Origin of the sequence: Anabaena sp. CCY 0017 (assembly GCF_963920885.1) — a bacterium.
Lineage (GTDB): Bacteria > Cyanobacteriota > Cyanobacteriia > Cyanobacteriales > Nostocaceae > Nodularia.
The window spans coordinates 158198-178956 of record NZ_CAWUDG010000010.1; the positions used below are offsets into that span (position 1 = coordinate 158198).

Consider the following 20759-nt stretch of genomic DNA (forward strand, 5'->3'; position numbering starts at 1 on the left):
GGTATCAGTTATTAGTTTTCCTAATTTCCCTCACTTCCAACTCGACAAAGGCGGAACTTCCACTAATTCATGACTCAGCTTGTTATGGATTTTACCATTAGTAGCTAGAATTCTGCCAGATTCAATTTTAAAATCATTACCATCGTATGCAGTAACTTTACCCCCAGCTTCTTGCAATAAAACTACACCTGCGACCACATCCCACGGAGAAATTCCCCGTTCCCAGTAACCATCAACACGCCCACAAGCAACATAAGCCAAATCCAGAGCGGCCGAACCGCTACGCCTCACGCCTTGGGTGAGATGAGTCAAGTGACAAAATTCTGCATAGTTATTATCCGGTGTTTCCCGGCGGTCATAAGCAAATCCTGTTACCAGTAGACTTTTACTCAATTCAGATACTTCTGAAACCTTGATAGAATGACGGTTACGTGTTGCGCCCAAGCCAGTAGCCGCCCGAAATAGCTCATTATGAAAAGGGTCATAAATTACCCCAACCTGCGGCACACCATCAATTAATAGCCCAATAGAAACAGCAAAAGCCGAGTATTGGTGAGCGTAGTTAGTTGTACCATCTAAGGGGTCAATTGCCCAGAGATACTGATTATCTTGATTGCCTAATTTGCCTGATTCCTCAGCCAAAATAGAATGTTCAGGAAAGTGGCGACGCAAAATTTCCAAAATCACCGCTTCCGAAGCCTGATCCGCAACAGTGACTAAATCACCAGGACGACCCTTTTCAGTAATAGCATCTTCCAACTTACCCAAATACCCTTGTAAAACCGCACCCGCAGCCAAAGCTGCTTCTGTCGCAATATCTAGAAAAATTTGTAAATTAGTCATTTGTTATTAGTCATTAGGTGAAACACCAAACCCAAATTTATCACTCCTCACTCAGTGTCCGGGCGGGTTTACTAAGGATTTCGACGAACTACAGACTGACTGCTTAAACCCGCCCCTACCCACTATTCACTCAGCACGGGCTAAAGATTTCGACGGCGAAATTCAGCAGGAGGGAGACGCAGAGGATTTTCTGGGTTCCAGATGCCTTTTCCCATGAGTCTAGCCCATTGTTGGGCGCGTTCCAAGCGCTGGTCATATTTATGGTTAGGCGATCGCCCCACAAATATCGCATATCCTTGTTTAACTACTTCTTCATTCAATAACTGCTGATCTCTCCACACATAAGCCAAAGTCCGACCAATTTGATCTTTAGCTTCTAGATCAAATTCCAGAATTACAGGTTTTTCTTGATCACCAATCAAAGTAGCTAAAACTTGTCTAGACTCCTCTCCCCAAGGGCGTTGTCCAAAATCTGGTGCATCAATCCCCACCAACCGGACGCGAGAAATCAAATTTGGTTGTTCAGCCATACCTACAACTTCCAAACTTTGTCCACTGACTACCCGCGCCACCTTCACCTCAACCAGATTGCTTGCAGCCTGGTTATTAGCTTGACAACTCACTAGCAAAAGCAAGCAACCAAAAAGGACAATTTTCCGCACCCAGACCTCAAAAAAACTCTTTGCGTTTTTGCACCCTTGCGTGAACAAAATCTTAATCCTCATCTAACGGTAAACCCGCCTTGACTTTACCCCTAGCAAAATACTGTCCAAACTGAAGTTCATAAACCTCATCCTCATCTTGAGTTTCCACCTCCAAATCAGAACGGGCGTAACTCACGCATAACAAAGCGTAACCTTTACGGCGTAACGCAGGGGATAGCCCAATAGCCTCCGGCTGGTAAATATCTCCAGACAGCACCCGCACAGCGCACGTTGTACAAGCCCCGTTGCGGCAAGAAAAAGGCAGTTCTTCCCCTTGCTGTTCAATGCTGTGGAGAATGTAGCGGTCGTCTGGAACTTGGAGACTGTATTCTTCGCCAGTGGCGCGATCGCGGACTTTAATCGTATATTTCTGAGACATCTTGATTTAGATTGAGAATGTGAGCTTTCAGCTTTAATTTAGTCTGCTTAATTATATATTTGCATTTTCTAGGATTTCATAGTATGCTTATAATTCGTTGCCCCTGGAGAGGTGGCCGAGTGGTTGAAGGCGCAGACCTGGAAAGTCTGTTATGCGGGAACGTATACGAGGGTTCGAATCCCTCCCTCTCCGTTTTAAGAGTTATCAGTGAACAGTTATCAAAGATAATTGTGTTGAAGTCTCCGAGTATGCTGGTTTTCTTCAATCTTGATAATTGTTTACTGACCACTGTTCACTGATTTAAAATGCCTCTAGAACTGCAAAATCTCACTGGTGGTTATACTGCATTACCGATTATCCAAGACATTAACCTGTCCCTACAAACAGGAGAATGGTTAAGCTTAGTTGGTGCGAATGGTTCTGGTAAATCTACAATCCTGAAATTGCTGAGTCGGATTCTTGCCCCACAGCAAGGCACAGTCCTACTTGATGGTAAAGCCATTCATTCTCAACCTCCTAATATAGTGGCGCAGAAACTGGCATTGTTACCGCAACAACAAACGGTTCCTGTGGGTTTGACAGTGCGCCAATTAGTAAGTTTAGGACGCACTCCTCACCAGCCTTGGTGGCAATGGGAATTAAACGTTGAAGACAGGCAAAAAGTTGAAGCGGCAATTCAAGAAACGCAATTAGAAAAATTGAGCGCTCGCCTCGTCGAACAACTTTCTGGAGGTGAAAGACAACGGGCTTTTTTAGCTTTAGCACTAGCGCAAGAACCGAAAGTATTACTATTAGATGAACCCACCACTTATTTAGATATCAACTATCAATTACAACTCTTAGAACTACTCAAAAATCTTAATCACAAACAGAATTTAACCATTGTCACAGTTTTACACGAATTAAATTTAGCAGCCCGCTATAGTTCCCGCATTGCCTTATTAAAACAAGGGCATCTCTGGGAAGTTGGCACACCGTCAGCAGTACTCACACCCAACTCCATCGCCCAAGTTTTTGGTGTAGAATCCGTGATTATTAACACACCTATTGGTTTACAAGTTTGTGCCATTGCTGCTATTTAAATATTTATTTAATTTAATAATACCTTAGCCAAATTGAAAAAAGCCTTAATTCGTAGGTTGGGTTGTTCGCGGTAGCGTTGCGGAGCAATCAGCATGAAACCCAACAAATGCGTTGGGTTGCGCTGTTGCTTAACCCAACCTACAAAAAATGGCTAATAACATTTTTATATGAAGCTGCACAGAATGATTCTTGAATTGAAAAGGGTTTCAGCCTCCTAATTATATGCAACTTCACATTAGATTGGTATAAGGTATTGATTTAAAAAATATATGATTTCAAAGCCCCTCCTCGCTTGCGGTGAACCAGCGCTGTAGGCGGGTTTCCCACCGTAGGCGACTGGTGAACCCGAAGGGGGAGGGGTTTGGGGTGGGGTATTTCTTGGTTTTAAGATTTAGTTTCTTCTGTCTGCGCGTTAATAACTGAACTCCAGTCATCGTTTTTCACAGCCGCTTCTAGTTGGTGCTGACGTTCTGCTACACTCGCATCCACCTTTTCTATTTCTTTAGACAAAGTTGAATCAGCCATTGCTTTCCGCAACTTTAACTTTTTCTCCTCATAAGCTTGGCGTTCCGTTTCTGACATTACCGCCTTAGCCGCCTCGCCTACAGTACTCGCCCACATTCCCCCTTCAGAAGCATTCCCAGGAGGTGTAGTTGCCAATTCTCCTATCCAAGCATCTCGCAAATCTTCCATTTCTTGACGCTTGGGAAATTTAAAGGTTTGCACACGCACAAAGGCGCATTTTTGCTCACCGTATTGGCTAACATGAGCATTGAGGGAAAGCAAGACGTTGCGGGAATAGCCAATATACTGGGTTTGGTTGTCTGCATCCAAAACCGCATAAACTCCAGCAATTTTGGCATTTTGATCAGCCGTGCGCCAAATCTCCAGAGGCATAATTTCCGCCCCATTGTTGGCGAATACAGGCGTTACCGCCACTTCAGTGGTATTGTGTTCATCGTCGGAACTGTACAAAAATTCATGTAACCCACGGTGATTGACTGGTACATTTTGATGCTCAATTGGCAAATTGTTCTCAGATTCCATTACAGTTGATCTCCGTGTTATTAAATAAATACCCTGAAAATATTGAAGCTTAAATCTGCCTACATCCTCAAGAAAGTTGAACCTTTAAAATGCCTCTATGAATAAGATTAAGCCTCAAAACTGGAATTTTATCAAACAAAGACTGACTCCTTACTTATTTTTACTACCAGCTTTAATTCTCTTAGTTTTAACGGTTTTTTGGCCAGCAATACAAGCGTTTTACCTCAGCTTTACCAGCTACGAAGACCTTTCTCAACCACCGCAATGGATAGGTTTTGGTAACTTTCTCCGCTTGTGGAAAGATGCAGTTTTTTGGAAAACCTTAGAAAATACTTTCATCTATCTTGTGGGTGTTGTACCAATTTTAGTCATGGCTCCCTTAGTTTTGGCAATTTTGGTAAATCAGAAACTGCGAGGCATGAATTGGTTTAGAGCAGCTTACTACACCCCGGTGGTGATATCAATGGTAGTTGCTGGTATAGCTTGGAAATGGCTATATGCCGAAAACGGCTTACTCAATCAGTTACTCCAAACTTTGAATATTTTTCCCGAAGGAATTCCCTGGTTAACTAGTCCAGAGAAGCTGCTGGGTGTTGTCCCAATTTCTCTAGCGAGTGTCATGGCTGTCACCGTCTGGAAGGGACTCGGCTATTACATGGTAATTTATTTAGCGGGGTTGCAATCAATTCCGGCTGATGTCTATGAAGCCGCAGCAATTGATGGTTCAGATGGTATCCGCAAACACTGGGATATTACCGTACCCTTGATGAAACCATATTTAGCGCTAGTGGCGGTAATTTCGGCGATTTCTGCCACTAAAGTATTTGAAGAAGTTTTTATTATGACCCAAGGTGGTCCATTAAATAGCTCTAAAACTATTGTGTACTATTTATATGAAGAAGCCTTTAGCAACTTAGAAATTAGTTATGCTTGCACTATTGGCTTAGTCTTATTTTTGATTATTTTAGCGTTATCAGTTTTACGATTAGCGATTAATCCCCAGGAAGACATAACGCTTTAATCATTGCAAACACCGAAAAATTCAGATCCCCGACTTCTTGAAGAAGTCGGGGATCTTTGTGTCTGCAACTTCTGTAAAAATTGCTAGATATTTCCTAATAAGAAATACACTCTTTTTTATATTTTGGGAGATTTTGCGACAACATTAATAAATCTTGCTGCGGTAGAGAATTAGCCATATAATATCTTTTCTTTTGTCGTCTAGAACTATAGTCATAAAATATAGCAAATCTATCAGAATTTATCGGTACTTTTCCTCGATGAAAAATGCTCCCAGTCGCAGCAAAAACTACAGTGCCAGCAGAACCTGTACATGATTTATAATTTTCTGGAGAGATAAACTCTCTCATGGTTGACTCTTGAATATAGCCAGATGTATATTTTAAAGCTTTGGCTATTTCTGAGGTTAAATCTGGGGGAATATATTGAAATGGTCCCGTCTGCTCATTAGTATCATTTAAGTAAATGATAATTTTGAGAATTTTTCTATCTTCTCTATCTATATGCCATAATCTAGAACCTTGCTCAATTTTATTAGCAATATCTCTGCGAAAATAAACGCCATTATAGGCTACTGGTAAACCCAGATAATTTTCTACAATATTGAGTAAACGTTCTTCAAGTCCCCAGAAAAAAATTTCTGGATACTCCATTAGCTGTTGGGAACTAGCATGAACAACAAATTCATTTTTTTGGATAGAAATATTTGGCGGTATTTGTGGGAGCAGGTTTTTGACTGCGGCGAGTATATTAGATGTAGATGAAATTCCCAAGTCTGCTAATGAAGTAATTACAACGCCTTTTTCTTTGATATCTTCTAATATATCCGAGTCAGCCTTGTTCAGAAGAGGTAGATTTATTATATGGTTTTTTACTGCGGTTTGATAAGCCAGATCCTCTTGATATCGGATAAATGGGATAGTATCGATTTTTTTGAGAATCTTATTCTGCATTTTTTGCATTAACTTATACATCTTTATTATCCTCGCACTGCTCGAACTGGCATTTTATATTTGTGGTTATTTCTATATGCAAAGTCTAACCCATCTTATCTCACAATCCCTATCGCTAGTAAGATTCATGATCATACTTAAGTCATAAATTTACAAAATCTTTTTAATTGGTGAATACTAATAATAGTTTATACATTCTATTATTTATGCATTTTTGATCCACCCAAAGGTAGTAGATAAAACCTGAACTAAATAACTATAAGAGATGAAATGGCTCTGCTTTTCAAACAGTTACGAAGGAACAGATGTTTATGACGTTTGATTATGATTTGTTTGTCATCGGTACTGGGCCTGGGGGATTAGCAGCAGCAAAAAAAGCCGCTAGCTATGGTGTCCGTGTCGCTATGGCTGAACAAGAAACCATTGGCGGTACTTGTGTAAATCGGGGTTGTGTTCCTAAAAAACTAATTGTCTACGCCGCCGATTTTGCTAAGGAAAACCAAATGGCACACAGCTACGGGTGGAGTAAGTGTCAACGGTATTTTGACTGGACACTATTTATGAAATCCGTACACCGACATATTGAACACATTAACTACTCCTATTGTCAACAGTTGCGAGAAGCGGGAATTGAAATAATTAAAGAACGTGCTGTTTTTGTTGATGCTCATACTTTAGATTTAAATGGACACCAAGTTACATCTGATAAAATTTTAATTGCTGTAGGGGGAAAACCTGATAAACCCAATATTCCGGGGATAGAATACGCCATTACATACCGCGCCATGTTTCATTTACCCTATTTACCCAAACGGTTAGCAATTATTGGCGGTGGTTATATTGGGGCTGAATTTTCTAGCATGATGCACGCTTTAGGGTGCAAAGTCACACTCATCGAAACAGATGAGATAATGCTATCAGGGTTTGATGATGATATTCGCTCTGGTATACAACAGGGTTTAAGCAAACGCGGAATTAAAATTTATACTAATAGCACTGCTGAAGGAATCACTCATTTAGATGACGGTTGGCTATTAACGACTACTGGCGACTTTGCAGAAACTATGACCGCAGATACTATTCTGGTGGCTACTGGTTCTAGTCCTAATACTCAGAATCTGGGTTTAGAAAAGGCTAATGTCGAAGTTGGTGAACAAGGTGAAATTAAGGTAAATGAATATTACTGCACTACCCAAGAAAATATTTTTGCTGTGGGAGACTGCATTAATCGGATGCAATTAACTCCAGTAGCGAAGGCGGAAGGTATGGCTTTTGCTAATACAGTTTTTGGGAATAAACCGCAAACAGTGAATTATGATTATGTGCCTTCTGCTGTTTTTTCGCGTCCTGAAGGCGCTGGTGTAGGGATGACGGAAGCTAAAGCACGGGAAAAATTTGGTGATGCTGTAAAATGCTATTCTACTCAGTTCCAACCTCTTTTGTCTCAGCTATTGGAAGAGGAAGAGTTAGTTATGATGAAGTTAGTAGTAAATGGCAATTCTCAACAAGTTTTGGGCGCTCATCTACTGGGTGAAAATGCTGCCGAAATTATTCAAACTTTAGGTGTGGCAATTCGTCAAGGAATTACTAAACAAGAGCTAAATGACACCATAGGTATTCATCCTACTACAGCCGAGGATTTTTTATCTTTGGGTTAACTCAGCACGGGCTAAACGCCCCGCTAACAGCCCTCCTAACTCCTGTACGGGCGGGTTTACTAAGGATTTCGACGAATCACAGACTGACTGCTTAAACCCGCCCCTACCCACTCAGACGTAGGTTGGGTAGAGGAACGTTAACGTAGTTTGCCGAAGGCATAACCCAACACCCACAATCCTTGGTTTCGTTGGGTTACTCTACGAGAAGGCTACGCCTACACAAGGCTTCAACCCAACCTACTCTTTTTTTATTTCATCAGAGTTATAAAAGAGCGTTAAACCCGCCCCTACGCACTCAGCACTTTCTTCACCAAAGTTTGGTGGGAATATCTGATGAGTCTAAAGATGAATAACCGGGTGGTGCAGAGTTGCTGTTTTGAGAATTTAGGAATTCGTCAATGTCCTTGAGAGCTTCTGATGCAGAATGATAGCGCTCTTTAGTATCATCTACCACCATTTTTGTTAAAATTTTGACTAGGGCGTGGCTGGCTAATGCTTTATCGCTCCATAATAATTTTCCCTGATCGTCCCGGTGAAATTCGTGGGGGGAGATTCCAGTTAAGGCTGTAACTCCAATCATCCCGACTGCATAGACATCACTGTTATATTGAGGACGGCCAAAACATTGTTCGCTCGGTGCATAACCTCTAGTCCCAATCCCAATTGTGAAGGGGTTTTGCTCGGAATCTTGCGGTGGTGCGATGGTGACTTCTTTGACTGCACCAAAATCAATTAATACAAGTTTATGATCTGAGTGTCGCCGGATGATATTAGTCGGTTTGATGTCTCGATGAATTACGCCGTTTTTATGAAGAAATATTAAGATAAGCAATAATTCTCGGACAATTTCAATTGCAGTATTTTCGGCGATCGCCTTTTTTGACCGTAATTCCTGACTCAGCGCATGGCCAATAATATATTCCTGTACTAAATAAAATTCTTCGTCTTGTTCAAAATAAGCTAAAAGCTGAGGAATTTGGCTGTGTGATCCTAATTTTTCGAGTATTTGGGCTTCTGATTTAAATAAACGTCTAGCCAGTTCTAATCCTTCAGGTTTAGTATTGGCTGGTTTTAGTTGCTTGACTACACAATGAGGGTTTCCCGGTCGTTGAATGTCTTCAGCAATGTAGGTTTCGCTAAATCCACCTGAACCGAGAACTTTGACAATTTTATAGCGTCCTGACAGTATTTTTCCGGATACAGCTATGTCTCGTTGGTCAAGTAAGTCTTGCAGATCATCTTGTTGGCTGATAATTTCTTGGACTATGGGAGAAGTTTTATATCGATGAAATATGTCTACGAGTCGGCGGGTTCTGAGTTTTTCTTTAGCGACTTCGGTTCCTAAGTAGGACAAACCACTGAAGGCGATCGCGATCATCGGAATGGCTGTAGGGAAAATTAATTGACCATAAACCAAGCCAAAATAGCTCACACCGCCCCAGACAGTCGCTAACCCGATACCAGAAACAGCTCTAGAAATACCACGCTTGCTGCGGGTGATCAGCAATGCTGTACTCCCAACGAGTACCAGGACAAATAAACTTTGCAGGGGTGGATTACTAAAGGCTGGGGCGATCGCTTTACCGGTGATTAAAGTGGCGATCGCATTAGCGTGAATCTCCACTCCTGACATTTTTCCCGGAGTGGGGACTATCGGTACGGAATGAAAATCATTGGCTAACTTAGCCGTAGCACCAATGAGAACGATTTTATCTTCAAAAATCTTGCCCTGTTCTAAATAAGTATCCCAGTTATTCGGGTCAAGTACATACCACAGGGGAATCGTCTTAAATGTACCTTCACCACCCCAGAAATGGATGCGATCGCCTTTGGGCTGTGGATAATCGATTTGTGCCGTTACTAGCACTGCGTCATCAAAGGAAGGTGTATTCGCTGCTTGGAGATCATCAGCCTCTAATAGCCGAGAAAACTCGCTAGCTAATCGGTGAACTTTACCATCTATCTCTAGGGGAAAATTCACCGTACCCATTGACACCGTACCTGTATGAAACTCCTCATGAGGCAACCTTAGTTGCATAAAGGTTCCTTGGTGCGTCTCAAAATTTTCGTAAAGGGCTGCTAAGGTAACTTTACTGCCATATTTTTGTAATGCGGCTTGAAATTGGCGATCGTCAGCAGTTCCATAAATACTGGGTAAATCAAAAACCACATCCAGTCCAATAGCCCCAACACCCGCCTGAGCTAGCTTTTCGATGATTTGAGCATAAGCCGAGCGTTGGAAAGGAAAAGACTTCAGTGATTCTAAGTAGGCATACTGTTCCGGATCTGTTTTATAGTACTGTTCGGGAATTGATATCGATTGATCATCAATTGCCAAAATGATGATATTTTCTGGAGGTATGATTGACCCACGCAGTTGAAAAAATGTTGACAGCGCTTGATTTTCCATGATTTGAACCAAACCCCAACCAGAAACAGTCAGCCATGCTGCACCCACGGCGGAAATCCCCGTCAGTAGATGACCTAAACGCGCCACTTGCCTCGCCTGATGTGATGCTGTTTGAGTCACTTTTGTCGGCTTAATTGAGGCTAACTTGGCAGCAAAGACATTTTTTTTGGTTAAGGTAGATGTAGGTTCTTCTGCCATATCGTGTTAATAGTTAATTTGCGTACTACTACTTTATTTATTTATTCAGGGCTAGTTTTACTACCAATACATTGAAATAAGACTTAAATGACAAACTTATACTTTTGTAATGTATTTTCTATTTTTGACCAAAGTTGGGGTAATAAATTTCGACTTAGTAGAACTTTAGCCCAAATCTTGCCCAACTTATTCTCTGAATGAGTTCAAAGCTGTGATTGTGCTACAGAATGGAGTGGGAAATGCACTACTTCAGCACTCAGTTAGAGTGGGATTTTATTTTCTCTATCTAACGGATAGGCCTCCTCGAATTATTCTATGAAGGGTTTATTGTAGTGCTACAGACACATTTTGTACAAGAATGAGCATCTACTCTCATCAAGTTGATACTTTTATTAACTTAAAAGTTGAGAGATGGTGATTATCCATATCCTACCTCAAGACCTATGCCTTACCTCTTTAGAAGTAAACTTGACAGTCATATAGCTAAAAATGCTATTAATCATGTTAATCAGTCAATTTTATTGATAGATTTTGATCAGAAGGCCTCTCTTAAACTGCTAGATATCAAAAGGTTTAAGTCCCAACACCTTAAGTCCAATATTTTAGCCAATTTTATGCGGTGTAAGAGGTAAGATAAAAGCTATACATAAAACTCTGTTATAGGGATTTTAGCAAATTTATCATTTGAGAATTGCTATAATCTATTGTCCAAACTAATTACTTTTCTATTTGTTAGGTGTATTTTTCTATGGGTTCCCCAATGAATCGTCTGTCTATTTTTGTAGACGGAAACAATATGTTCTATGCTCAACAAAAAAATGGCTGGTTTTTTGACCCAAGACGAGTCTTAGAGTATTTCAAACACGAGCAATCAGACACAACATTAATTAATGCCTTCTGGTACACTGGCTTAAAAGACCCTCAAGATCAGCGAGGTTTCCGAGATGCTCTGATTAGCTTAGGATATACAGTCAGAACTAAAATTCTGAAAGAATATTATGATGACTCATCGGGTCGCTATTCCCAAAAGGCTAATTTAGATATTGAAATTGTCGTAGATATGTTTAATACAGTAGATCAATATGACCGAGTAGTTCTATTCAGTGGTGATGGGGATTTTGAGAGGGCTATCGAACTATTACGCTCAAAAAATACGCACATTACGGTAGTGTCTACAGAAGGCATGATAGCGAGAGAGCTACGTAATGCTACTGACAGATATATTGATTTGAACGATATCAGAGACAGTATAGAAAAAGTCGAAGGTTAGAAATCTTAGCAAATATTTACAAATCTTAAGAGTAAAAAAACTAAGGTTCAAGATATTTTAAGATTCAACAAAAACTCAACCAGGAGGAAAAATGACCAACAAAGCCGAGAAAATTATCATTTTTGATACGACACTCAGAGATGGAGAACAATGTCCCGGAGCCACTTTAAATATAGATGAAAAGTTGGCGATCGCTAAACAATTATCTCGGTTAGGGGTAGACGTAATTGAGGCTGGTTTTGCCTTTGCAAGTCCGGGAGACTTTCAAGCGGTGCAGAAAATTGCCCAACTTGTAGGGACAGAAGATGGCCCGGTAATTTGTAGTTTAGCTAGAGCCATTAAAGCCGATATTGAAGCCGCAGCCGAGGCTTTAAAACCAGCCGTTCACGGCAGAATTCATACATTTATTTCGACATCTGATATTCATTTAGAGTATCAGTTGCGGAAATCACGGGCTGAAGTGTTGGCGATCGCCGAAGAAATGGTAGCTTATGCTAAGTCATTCATGGCAGATGTGGAATTTTCGCCAATGGATGCAGCGCGTTCTGACCCTGATTTTCTTTATCAAGTATTAGAACGTGCGATCGCAGTTGGCGCAACAACAATTAACATTCCTGACACGGTAGGTTACTTGACCCCCAGTGAATTTGGGGCAATGATTAAGGGGATTAAAGATCATGTCCCCAATATTGATCAAGCAATTATTTCCGTCCACGGACATAACGATTTAGGTTTAGCAGTTGCCAACTTCCTAGAAGCTATCAAAAATGGTGCAACACAATTAGAATGTACCATCAACGGCATTGGTGAACGAGCTGGAAATGCCTCCTTAGAAGAATTGGTAATGGCTTTGCACGTCCGGCGACAATATTTCAATCCCTTCTTAGGAAGACCAGAAGATTCTGAAGAACCACTCACTAATATTGACACGCGTCAAATTTATAAAACCTCCCGCTTGGTTTCTAATTTGACGGGAATGTTAGTGCAACCCAATAAAGCTATCGTAGGCGCAAACGCCTTTGCTCACGAGTCTGGAATTCACCAAGATGGGGTGTTGAAAAACAAGCTCACCTACGAAATTATGGATGCTCAATTGATTGGTTTAACAGACAATCAAATCGTATTGGGCAAACATTCCGGCAGAAATGCTTTCCGGAGTCGGTTGACAGAATTGGGCTTTGAACTATCAGAAACCGAATTAAATAAAGCTTTCGTCAGGTTCAAAGACGTAGCGGACAAAAAGAAAGAAATTTCTGACCGGGATTTGGAAGCTATTGTTAATGATGAAATTCAACAAACTCCTGATTTGTTCCGCGTCGAGTTGGTGCAAATTTCCTGCGGTAATAATGCTTGTCCCACAGCTACAGTCACCCTCCGCACCCCAGACGGTGAAGAATTGACTGATGCGGCCATTGGTACTGGCCCAGTAGACGCTGTTTACAAGGCAATTAACCGGGTAGTGAATGTACCTAATGAGTTAATTGAGTTTTCTGTGCAGTCAGTTACAGAAGGAATTGACGCTTTAGGAGAAGTAACTATTCGACTCAGACATGATTCTAGAGTGTTTTCTGGTCATGCGGCGAACACAGATATCATCGTTGCTTCCGCCCAAGCTTATGTGAATGCCTTGAATCGTCTTTACGCATCTTTGCAAACTCAAGAAAAGCAAGAAGAAGTAACTGCGTAGAAAATTTAGTCAGATATCTGGTTTGGGGGTGGGTTTTTCCCGCCCTATTTTTTTGTTTAAGGGATGCGGATTTAATAAAATACAGAACCTCACCCCCAGCCCCTCTCCTTACTAAGGAGAGGGGAGGTTTGAACGCAAGTCAAAAACCAGAATTTGGATGTTATTCATATTCCTAATTTCAGAAAAGCTATTCTGCAAAATCATCTGATTTTGGCATTAATTATAAATATTTGTTGCTTTTTTAGATTTTGATATTTATCTACAAATAAAAAATTTTATTCTGAAAATTGATGCAAGTATCAAGCTAAATTTAATGACAGAATTACCACTTTGGGTGCAAGATAGAGAAGCCGTACTGGCTCATGATCAAGGAGTAGAATGGCGGGAAGGACAACGACCTGATTATTCTTACACAAATGAATTTCTGCACAAAGAAAGCAAATTTAACCATCCAGAAGGTTCTTTAGAAGCGATCGCGCAAAACTTAGTTCGTACCTTTGAAATGGAAGCTTCTCATAAAATCAATCCGCAACAATGGCTGTCAATTGTCGCTGATCAGTTTAGAATGAGTAGCAACGGCGGAGAGAAGTACACTGCTGAAGAGGTAGTAAAAGAAGGTACTTATAACTTATTCATTAGTGAAACTGAGCATTATAGTTCTAAAAACGAAACTTTTGAAAGTTCATTTGAACTGTTTCACAATGCTTTTCCCAACGGCTTTTTGTGGGAATTAACAGAAGTGCTAGCTGGTCCACCGAATGTTACCTTTAAGTGGCGACATTGGGGAACATTTACTGGTAGTTACAAAGATTATAAACCCACTGGGGAAACAATAGAAATTACTGGGATGAGTATTGCTCGCGTCACTGAAGATTTAAGAATTGAGTCTTTAGAGCATTATTTTGATAACAATACCTTTCTAGACTAATTAACTGCTGGTGGTTGTCCTTTCCATTCTTGACATCAGCATATTTGACTTAAAATTAGTGAGTTTTGAGTAAATATATCCATGCGGTAGGGGTTTAGCATTGCTAAACCCCTACGAAATATGTGCTTTTTAGTGTTACATATATTTGGTATTTATTGTCAATGCGTAAGTCCTAACCAAATAGTTTTGATAGTTGTCATTAAACGATATCCCTGGGAAAATTACCCCACATTTCTTGACGTGCTTGAGCAATATCCTCAAAATTCATCTAAATTTCTCCTGATTTAACTTCCCAAAATGGCTTTAATCTCTGTGATAATTTCAGCTACTTGTCTATCTTTCTCTAAGATATCAACTGATAAAAAAACTTGTCCTACTAGCTTAACTAGCAAAGATTTGAGCGAATCTCCGAATACCTTCGGCTAGCTGTGGTTCTGTTAATTCACCGTAGCCGAAAATAAACTCACCTGTATGATTAGCTTTAAGATACTGCTGTTTAGCAGACATAATCCCTACACCTATTTGGGCTGCACGATGTATGATTTCCTCATCGCTGAGATCGCTATGTATTTTTACCATTAAATGGATTCCTGCTTTTTCTCCTAAAATAGTTACTCTTTCTCCCAGGTGAACATTTAACGCCTTAACTAGGACTTGACAACGCTGTTCATAAAGCGATCGCATCTTTCTAATATGACGTTCTAAATGTCCTTCGGTGATGAAGTCTGTAAGTGTTTGCTGTTCTAGAATTGGTAAATGGCGATCGCTTAACCACTTAGCACGAGCGAATATAGCCACTAAATTCTTCGGTAATACTAAATAACCAATCCGTAATCCGGGAAACAGCACTTTGGAGAAAGTCCCAATGTACAGCACTGAATCACTACGATCTAAGCCTTGTAAAGCTGGAATTGGTCTGTCACCATAGCGATATTCACTATCATAGTCATCTTCAATAATCAATCCCCCAGTTTGTTGCGCCCAAGCTAATAGTTCTAAACGGCGAGGTAAAGATAAAATTGCTCCGGTGGGGAACTGGTGGGAAGGTGTGACATATACAAGTGAGATGGGTTTGCTGCTATAGTTGACTAGTTCTTTGACAATCAAGCCGGAGTCATCCACAGGAATCGGCAAAAGTTCAGCCCCTTGAGTCTGAAAAATCAAACGTGCGCTCATATAACCAGGATCTTCCAGTGCAATCATATCCCCAGGCTCAATTAATAGCCGCATAATTAAATCGAGTCCTTGCTGAGTCCCATTGACAATCAGCACTTGATCTGTGTCACATTTAACAGCACGGGAACGGGATAGATAAGAAGCGATCGCCTCTCGCAACGGTTTGTAACCCAAGGGTTCTGTAGAATAATCCAGCCAACTCAAATTAGTGTAAAAGTATCGCGATAGTAATCTGCGCCACAGCTTGAGGGGAAATTGGTCTATGGCTGGTTGTCCGTAGCGAAAGTTAATCTCGGTATCAGGTGCGGCGATTCTCGGCAGATTTTCAGTGTCAGCTAAAATTTTCCCATAGCGATTTAATTTAACTGGTAAACGGGTAATTGTCTGGCTCGATTCTATGGGTGTGGAATGCAGCAAATCATCGGGAAGTTGAGCGCAAACAAAGGTTCCAGAACCCGAAATTGTGGTTAAATAACCTTCACTCAAAAGTTGTTCATAGCTTTGGGTCACAGTAGTACGAGATATATTCAAAGATTTGGCTAGCGATCGCGTTGAAGGAATCCGGACTCCAGGCGACAATCGCCCATTGAGTATGGCTTGACGCAGTTCTTGATATAGCTGCTGATGCAGAGGTAGAGGGGAATTACTATTCAAGGCGATCGCTAAATCCATAATCCAGCCATAAAAGTGGACTTGTATTAAATCACAAAAGTGGCTCTTGTCTAATACCACTTGGGAAATTACGCTAACAGTGGTTGAAATCAACGCCCATAATGATGCTGACAGAACAACAAATCACTATTAGAAAAGCAATTCCCCCAGAAGACGCACTAATTGCACAGCACTTTTACCAAATGTGGCAAGATATTGGCGTTCCTGATGCAGCGATGAATTCTAATTATTTGGATATCACCCTTGAGTTTATCGCCCAAGCTCGTCAGGAGTTATTTTATCAAGCTTTTGTGGCAGAAGTAGACGATGTAATAGTGGGTTCTGCAAGTTGTCAATTATTTTCTGGTTTGTACCCAAATGTCATGACAGCCGAGTACCGAAAATTCGGATACATCTGGGGCGTTTATGTTGAACCAGTTTATCGCAGACAAGGTATTGCGGAGAAATTAACTCATAGTGCAGTTGCTCATTTAAAAGCGATTGGTTGTACGCGAGTAGTTCTGAATGCTTCGCCATTGGGGAAACCAGTCTATTCCAGTTTGGGTTTTTCAGAAAGTAATGCTATGCAGCTTGATTTGGGGATTTAACTGGAAGAAATTCAGGAATTAAACGTTCGCGTAGCGTGCGCGCAGCGCATACCACAGAGACACAGAGAACACAGAGAAATCAGGAAGAGAGAGTTTTAGTTGGAAGTAGTTTAGTGGAAATACAATCATGAGTGAAATTAATCAGGAACAGTTAAGCCCTACACAACGCAGTCAAATTAAGCGCGTACCTCAAAGGGGAAATTATAACCGTCAGGTAATCTATGACATTTTAGATGAAGGGTTAATCTGTCATGTGGGATTTGCGGTAGATAATCAGCCTTATGTGATTCCTACTGCTTATGGGCGGGTAGAAGACCAATTATATATTCATGGTTCACCAGCTAGTCGAATGTTGCGATCGCTCCAAGCTGGTATCGAAGTTTGCCTGACTGTGACTCTATTAGATGGTCTAGTCCTGGCGCGTTCTGCATTCCATCATTCCATGAACTACCGTTCAATAGTAGTATTTGGAACCGCCACTATCGTTAAAGATGCTGAAGAAAAATTAGCAGCCCTCAAAGCCTTTACTAATCATGTAATGCCAAAACGATGGTCAAATGTGCGTACACCCAACCGTCAAGAAATGCAGGGAACTTTGGTGCTTTCCTTACCTTTAACAGAAGCATCTGCCAAAGTGCGGACAGGCGCACCCTTAGATGATGAAGCCGATTATGCTTTACCTGTGTGGGCGGGTGTTTTGCCATTAAAATTAGTGGCTGGGGAAGCAATCGCTGATTCTCGTGTGCCATCAACAATTAACGTACCAGTGGAAGTACAAAACTATACGCGTTGACTGCGCCCATTTTAGCGGTCATTAGAAAAATCCACCAAAAAAAAGGGAACATTGGAAAAAGCCACCAAAAAAAGGGAACACTCAAAGTAAGTATTCCATTATCCTTAAACTCTATGACTATCAACGATTATGAAATTTCCCACAGATTAGACCTCCAAGAATCTCAACAACAGTTACAGATAGCGGTTCAGTACCAAAAAATCTTGACCAGAATTTTGGCTAAGGTGCGGGCGTTTGCTAACCTCGAATCTCTGTGTTCCAGTTCTTCCCAAGAGATTTGTCGGCAATTGCAGATTGAGCGAGTGGCAATCTACCGCTTTAATCCTGATTGGAGTGGAAATTTCATTAATAGTTATGGTTTTGCAGAATCTCCTTGGCATACATTAACAGCCTTTGGGCAGGACTTGGTGTGGGCAGATTCCCATTTACAAGAAACTCAAGGAGGGCGATATCGCCAAAATGACCCCTTTGCCGTGGCTGATATTTACAATGCTGGACACGCCCGTTGTCATCTTGAGATATTGGAACAGTTTCAGATTCGGGCTTATGCGATCGCCCCGATTTTCATAGGTGCAAAACTTTGGGGACTACTTGCAGTCTATCAACATTCTAGCCCTCGCCAATGGCATGACCACGAAGTAGAATTCATTGCCCAAGCCGCCAGTTATTTGGGCGTAGCTATGCAACAAGCCGAAATCCTCGAACAAACCAAACAACGCACCGCAGAACTGCAAGATGCGATCGCTCGGCAACGTGCTTTGATGGAAGTAGTGGGGAATATTCGCTCATCGCTGAACCCCGAAATTATCTTAGATATTGCCTGTCAGGAACTTTGCAAACTCTTGAAACTAGAACGGGCGGCAGTTTATCGCTTCAATGAAGACTGGAGTGGCGAATTTGTCAGCCAATTTGGTGTGCCAACACAGTGGGATAGAACCAATGCTTTTGGCAGAAATTTAGTTTGGGAAGACACCCATCTCCAAGAAACCAAAGGTGGGCGTTATCGCAATAACGAAAGTTTTGCAGTCGATGACATTTACCAAGCGGGACACTCACGCTGTCACCTGGACATTTTAGAACAATTCAAAATTCGGGCTTATGCCTTAGCCCCGATTTTCATCGGCCCAAAACTGTGGGGACTGATAGCAGCCTATCAACATTCTAGCCCACGGCAATGGGTAAACTACGAAGTGGAATTTTTGGGACAGGTGGGAGCGCAATTAGGAGTAGCAATTCAGCAAGCCGAGAATTTAACTCAATCGAAACAACAAGCCATAGCCCTCCAAGATGCGATCGCCCGACAACGGACACTCACAGAAGTTGTCGGTAAAATTCGTTCTTCCCTGAATATTGACTTAATTCTCAAAACCACCTGTCAAGAAGTCTGTAAAATGCTGCGTGTCGAGCGAGTTGCCGTTTATCGCTTTAACGAAGACTGGAGTGGTGAATTTGTCAGTAATTTCGGTGTGGTAGACGCACAGTGGGACAGTATCAATCCTTTTGGCAAAAACCTCGCTTGGGAAGACACCCACCTGCAAGACACCAAAGGCGGTCGCTACCGCAACAACGACAATTTTGCAGTCAACGACATCTACCAAGCCGGACACTCACGCTGTCACCTAGATATTTTGGAGCAATTCCGGATTCGTGCTTATGCCTTGACACCAATTTTTGTTGGTCGCCACCTCTGGGGATTGCTGGCAGCTTATCAACATTCTGCACCGCGTGTTTGGGATAGTGTGGAAGTAGAATTTTTGGGACAAGTTGCCAGTCAATTAGGAGTAGCCCTGCAAAGTTCCCAAATGATGCTGCAAATCCAAAACCGTGCCGATGAAATGCAGCAGTCTGCGGAACAGCGCCGGATTTTGTTTGATTTAGTCGTCAAAATTCGGGAATCCTTGCATTTGGAGACAATCTTAAGAACTACTGTACAAGAAGTCAGGCGATCGCTCTTAGCAGATCGAGTTGCCATCTTCCGTTTTGACCCTGATCTGAATTTTTCCACTGGTCAATTTATCACTGAGGATGTCTTACCCCCATTTGATTCCACCCTCGCCGTCAAAGTGCAGGATTATCGCTTCAGTAACCAATACGCACTGCAATATCGCCAAGGAGAAGTGCAAGTAATATCTGATGTCAATAGCGTTGGTTCCAAACTACCGTATTTAGATATTATTGAGCGATTCCAAGTCAAAGCCCAGATTGTTGTGCCATTAAAAGAAGGTGAGGAATTGTGGGGGTTCTTGTGTGTTCATCAATGCAGTCATCCCCGTGATTGGGAAGAAACAGACTCAGAATTTGTCACTCAAGTAGCTGCTCAAATCAGCGTAGCGCTGTATCAAGCCAACTTATTTGAACAATGCAGTTTACTAGGTGAAACTCGTCAAGAAGCGAATCAACTCGCCCAAGCACTCAAAGAACTACGCACTGCTCAAATGCAAATGATCCATGCTGAAAAAATGGCCAGCTTGGGGCAATTAGTAGCAGGAGTCGCTCACGAAATTAATAACCCGATTAATTTTATTTATGGCAACTTAGAACACGCTCAACAATACACCCAAGAATTAGTGCGTTGTGTACAACTTTATCAGCATCATCATCCTGAGATTGCACCAGAGTTAAAAGAATATTTAAAAAAGACCGAAATACAGTTTCTATTCGATGATTTACCGAAGTTGTTTCAGTCTATGCAAGTTGGTACAGAGCGTATTCGTGAAATTGTCACCTCTTTACGCAACTTTTCGCGCCTAGACGAAGCCGACTTTAAAACAGCAAATATTCATGAAGGTATCGACAGTACTTTAATGATTTTGCAACATCGCTTGAAGCCTTCCGGCGAGAACTCTAGCATTCATGTCAGCAAATTTTATGATACTTTACCTGCCATCGAATGCTATCCCGGTCAGTTGAATCAGGTATTTATGAATTTGATTTCCAACGCCATTGATGCCTTAGAACAGCGAAACGCCAAACTATCTTTTCAGGAAATAACTGCAAACCCCAGCGAGATCAGAATTTCTACTTCCCTACTCAATAAAAACTGGATTTGTATTCGCGTTGCTGATAATGGAATTGGCATCGATCCAACACTAATTTCGCGACTATTTGACCCATTTTTTACCACTAAAGCTGTCGGTAAAGGCACAGGATTAGGACTTTCTATTAGTTATCAGATTGTCACAGAAAAACACAAAGGCAAAATTTACTGTCAATCAGAAATCGGCAAAGGTACAGAGTTTTTGGTTGAATTACCAATTAATCAGGCAACAGCTAGAAAAGCACTCACTTAAGTCAATCCCCCTCCTCGCTTGCGGGGCTACGGTGTACACACAAGTGATCTGATCCCCCTAA

At 41.4% G+C, this 20759-nt stretch carries 16 protein-coding genes and 1 tRNA gene; 10 read left to right on the forward strand and 7 right to left on the reverse strand.

Features of this window, described 5'->3' with window-relative positions; all coding sequences use genetic code 11:
• Positions 1 to 30 precede the first annotated feature (30 nt).
• From ACM0OW_RS14440 to ACM0OW_RS14450, 3 genes are all read right to left on the reverse strand, one after another.
• Complete coding sequence (locus tag ACM0OW_RS14440; RefSeq protein WP_414550793.1) at positions 31 to 843, reverse strand: inositol monophosphatase family protein; 813 nt, start codon at positions 841 to 843, stop codon at positions 31 to 33.
• A gap of 140 nt (positions 844 to 983) precedes the next feature.
• Positions 984 to 1568: a thermonuclease family protein gene (locus ACM0OW_RS14445; RefSeq protein ID WP_414550794.1), complete on the reverse strand. Its 585-nt coding sequence runs from the start codon at positions 1566 to 1568 to the stop codon at positions 984 to 986.
• Complete coding sequence (locus tag ACM0OW_RS14450) at positions 1558 to 1926, reverse strand: 2Fe-2S iron-sulfur cluster-binding protein (RefSeq protein WP_414550795.1); 369 nt, start codon at positions 1924 to 1926, stop codon at positions 1558 to 1560. The genes ACM0OW_RS14445 and ACM0OW_RS14450 overlap by 11 nt, the downstream gene beginning before the upstream one ends.
• Positions 1927 to 2031: 105 nt before the next feature.
• On the opposite strand from ACM0OW_RS14450, the gene ACM0OW_RS14455 reads away from it, so the two are divergent.
• Positions 2032 to 2118 (forward strand) — tRNA-Ser (locus ACM0OW_RS14455).
• 113 nt (positions 2119 to 2231) lie between these two features.
• The gene (locus tag ACM0OW_RS14460; RefSeq protein WP_414550796.1) at positions 2232 to 3008 is read left to right on the forward strand and encodes an ABC transporter ATP-binding protein; all 777 of its coding nucleotides are present in this window, start codon (positions 2232 to 2234) and stop codon (positions 3006 to 3008) included.
• Positions 3009 to 3393: 385 nt separating this feature from the next.
• Here ACM0OW_RS14460 and ACM0OW_RS14465 read toward each other — a convergent pair whose 3' ends face one another.
• Positions 3394 to 4056 (reverse strand): GIY-YIG nuclease family protein, encoded by a 663-nt coding sequence (locus ACM0OW_RS14465; RefSeq protein ID WP_414550797.1) that lies wholly within the window; start codon positions 4054 to 4056, stop codon positions 3394 to 3396.
• A 97-nt stretch (positions 4057 to 4153) separates the two neighbouring features.
• Between ACM0OW_RS14465 and ACM0OW_RS14470 the strand changes: the two genes are divergently transcribed.
• On the forward strand, positions 4154 to 5077 hold the full coding sequence (locus ACM0OW_RS14470; RefSeq protein ID WP_414550798.1) for a carbohydrate ABC transporter permease: 924 nt from the start codon (positions 4154 to 4156) through the stop codon (positions 5075 to 5077).
• Positions 5078 to 5171: 94 nt separating this feature from the next.
• On the opposite strand, the gene ACM0OW_RS14475 is transcribed toward ACM0OW_RS14470, so the two are convergent.
• Positions 5172 to 6050: a 2OG-Fe(II) oxygenase gene (locus tag ACM0OW_RS14475; RefSeq protein WP_414550799.1), complete on the reverse strand. Its 879-nt coding sequence runs from the start codon at positions 6048 to 6050 to the stop codon at positions 5172 to 5174.
• A gap of 290 nt (positions 6051 to 6340) precedes the next feature.
• Between ACM0OW_RS14475 and gorA the strand changes: the two genes are divergently transcribed.
• Positions 6341 to 7687, forward strand: a complete 1347-nt coding sequence (gorA, locus tag ACM0OW_RS14480; RefSeq protein ID WP_414550800.1) for a glutathione-disulfide reductase — start codon at positions 6341 to 6343, stop codon at positions 7685 to 7687.
• A 307-nt stretch (positions 7688 to 7994) separates the two neighbouring features.
• Here the strand turns inward: gorA and ACM0OW_RS14485 are convergent, their stop codons facing one another.
• A complete protein-coding gene (locus ACM0OW_RS14485) occupies positions 7995 to 10295 on the reverse strand; it encodes a CHASE2 domain-containing protein (protein ID WP_414550801.1) in 2301 nt (766 codons plus the stop codon).
• A 748-nt stretch (positions 10296 to 11043) separates the two neighbouring features.
• Here ACM0OW_RS14485 and ACM0OW_RS14490 point away from each other — a divergent pair.
• The 3 genes from ACM0OW_RS14490 to ACM0OW_RS14500 all read left to right on the forward strand — a co-directional run bounded on the left by ACM0OW_RS14490 (position 11044) and on the right by ACM0OW_RS14500 (position 14180).
• A complete protein-coding gene (locus ACM0OW_RS14490) occupies positions 11044 to 11565 on the forward strand; it encodes an NYN domain-containing protein (RefSeq protein WP_271923740.1) in 522 nt (173 codons plus the stop codon).
• Positions 11566 to 11656: 91 nt separating this feature from the next.
• On the forward strand, positions 11657 to 13252 hold the full coding sequence (locus ACM0OW_RS14495) for a 2-isopropylmalate synthase (protein WP_414550802.1): 1596 nt from the start codon (positions 11657 to 11659) through the stop codon (positions 13250 to 13252).
• A gap of 313 nt (positions 13253 to 13565) precedes the next feature.
• On the forward strand, positions 13566 to 14180 hold the full coding sequence (locus ACM0OW_RS14500) for an ester cyclase (RefSeq protein WP_414550803.1): 615 nt from the start codon (positions 13566 to 13568) through the stop codon (positions 14178 to 14180).
• Positions 14181 to 14561: 381 nt separating this feature from the next.
• On the opposite strand, the gene ACM0OW_RS14505 is transcribed toward ACM0OW_RS14500, so the two are convergent.
• Positions 14562 to 16028, reverse strand: a complete 1467-nt coding sequence (locus ACM0OW_RS14505; RefSeq protein ID WP_414550809.1) for a PLP-dependent aminotransferase family protein — start codon at positions 16026 to 16028, stop codon at positions 14562 to 14564.
• A 101-nt stretch (positions 16029 to 16129) separates the two neighbouring features.
• Between ACM0OW_RS14505 and ACM0OW_RS14510 the strand changes: the two genes are divergently transcribed.
• The 3 genes from ACM0OW_RS14510 (at position 16130) to ACM0OW_RS14520 (ending at position 20698) form a co-directional block, all read left to right on the forward strand.
• Complete coding sequence (locus ACM0OW_RS14510) at positions 16130 to 16615, forward strand: GNAT family N-acetyltransferase (protein WP_414550804.1); 486 nt, start codon at positions 16130 to 16132, stop codon at positions 16613 to 16615.
• 127 nt (positions 16616 to 16742) lie between these two features.
• Positions 16743 to 17408 carry a pyridoxamine 5'-phosphate oxidase family protein gene (locus ACM0OW_RS14515; protein ID WP_414550805.1) on the forward strand — a complete coding sequence of 222 codons (666 nt, stop codon included), beginning with the start codon at positions 16743 to 16745 and terminating at the stop codon, positions 17406 to 17408.
• A gap of 113 nt (positions 17409 to 17521) precedes the next feature.
• On the forward strand, positions 17522 to 20698 hold the full coding sequence (locus ACM0OW_RS14520) for a GAF domain-containing protein (protein ID WP_414550806.1): 3177 nt from the start codon (positions 17522 to 17524) through the stop codon (positions 20696 to 20698).
• Positions 20699 to 20759: the final 61 nt, after the last annotated feature.

Excerpts from the sequence above, each read along its gene's own strand:
- ACM0OW_RS14505 (WP_414550809.1), bottom strand. The coding sequence starts at position 16,028 with ATGGATTTAGCGATCGCCTTGAATAGTAATTCCCCTCTACCTCTGCAT.
- ACM0OW_RS14465 (WP_414550797.1), bottom strand. The coding sequence starts at position 4,056 with ATGGAATCTGAGAACAATTTGCCAATTGAGCATCAAAATGTACCAGTC.
- ACM0OW_RS14475 (WP_414550799.1), bottom strand. The coding sequence starts at position 6,050 with ATGTATAAGTTAATGCAAAAAATGCAGAATAAGATTCTCAAAAAAATC.
- ACM0OW_RS14515 (WP_414550805.1), top strand. The coding sequence starts at position 16,743 with ATGAGTGAAATTAATCAGGAACAGTTAAGCCCTACACAACGCAGTCAA.
- ACM0OW_RS14510 (WP_414550804.1), top strand. The coding sequence starts at position 16,130 with ATGATGCTGACAGAACAACAAATCACTATTAGAAAAGCAATTCCCCCA.
- ACM0OW_RS14460 (WP_414550796.1), top strand. The coding sequence starts at position 2,232 with ATGCCTCTAGAACTGCAAAATCTCACTGGTGGTTATACTGCATTACCG.
- ACM0OW_RS14470 (WP_414550798.1), top strand. The coding sequence starts at position 4,154 with ATGAATAAGATTAAGCCTCAAAACTGGAATTTTATCAAACAAAGACTG.
- ACM0OW_RS14440 (WP_414550793.1), bottom strand. The coding sequence starts at position 843 with ATGACTAATTTACAAATTTTTCTAGATATTGCGACAGAAGCAGCTTTG.
- ACM0OW_RS14520 (WP_414550806.1), top strand. The coding sequence starts at position 17,522 with ATGACTATCAACGATTATGAAATTTCCCACAGATTAGACCTCCAAGAA.
- ACM0OW_RS14490 (WP_271923740.1), top strand. The coding sequence starts at position 11,044 with ATGGGTTCCCCAATGAATCGTCTGTCTATTTTTGTAGACGGAAACAAT.
- ACM0OW_RS14450 (WP_414550795.1), bottom strand. The coding sequence starts at position 1,926 with ATGTCTCAGAAATATACGATTAAAGTCCGCGATCGCGCCACTGGCGAA.
- gorA (WP_414550800.1), top strand. The coding sequence starts at position 6,341 with ATGACGTTTGATTATGATTTGTTTGTCATCGGTACTGGGCCTGGGGGA.
- ACM0OW_RS14495 (WP_414550802.1), top strand. The coding sequence starts at position 11,657 with ATGACCAACAAAGCCGAGAAAATTATCATTTTTGATACGACACTCAGA.
- ACM0OW_RS14445 (WP_414550794.1), bottom strand. The coding sequence starts at position 1,568 with ATGAGGATTAAGATTTTGTTCACGCAAGGGTGCAAAAACGCAAAGAGT.
- ACM0OW_RS14500 (WP_414550803.1), top strand. The coding sequence starts at position 13,566 with ATGACAGAATTACCACTTTGGGTGCAAGATAGAGAAGCCGTACTGGCT.
- ACM0OW_RS14485 (WP_414550801.1), bottom strand. The coding sequence starts at position 10,295 with ATGGCAGAAGAACCTACATCTACCTTAACCAAAAAAAATGTCTTTGCT.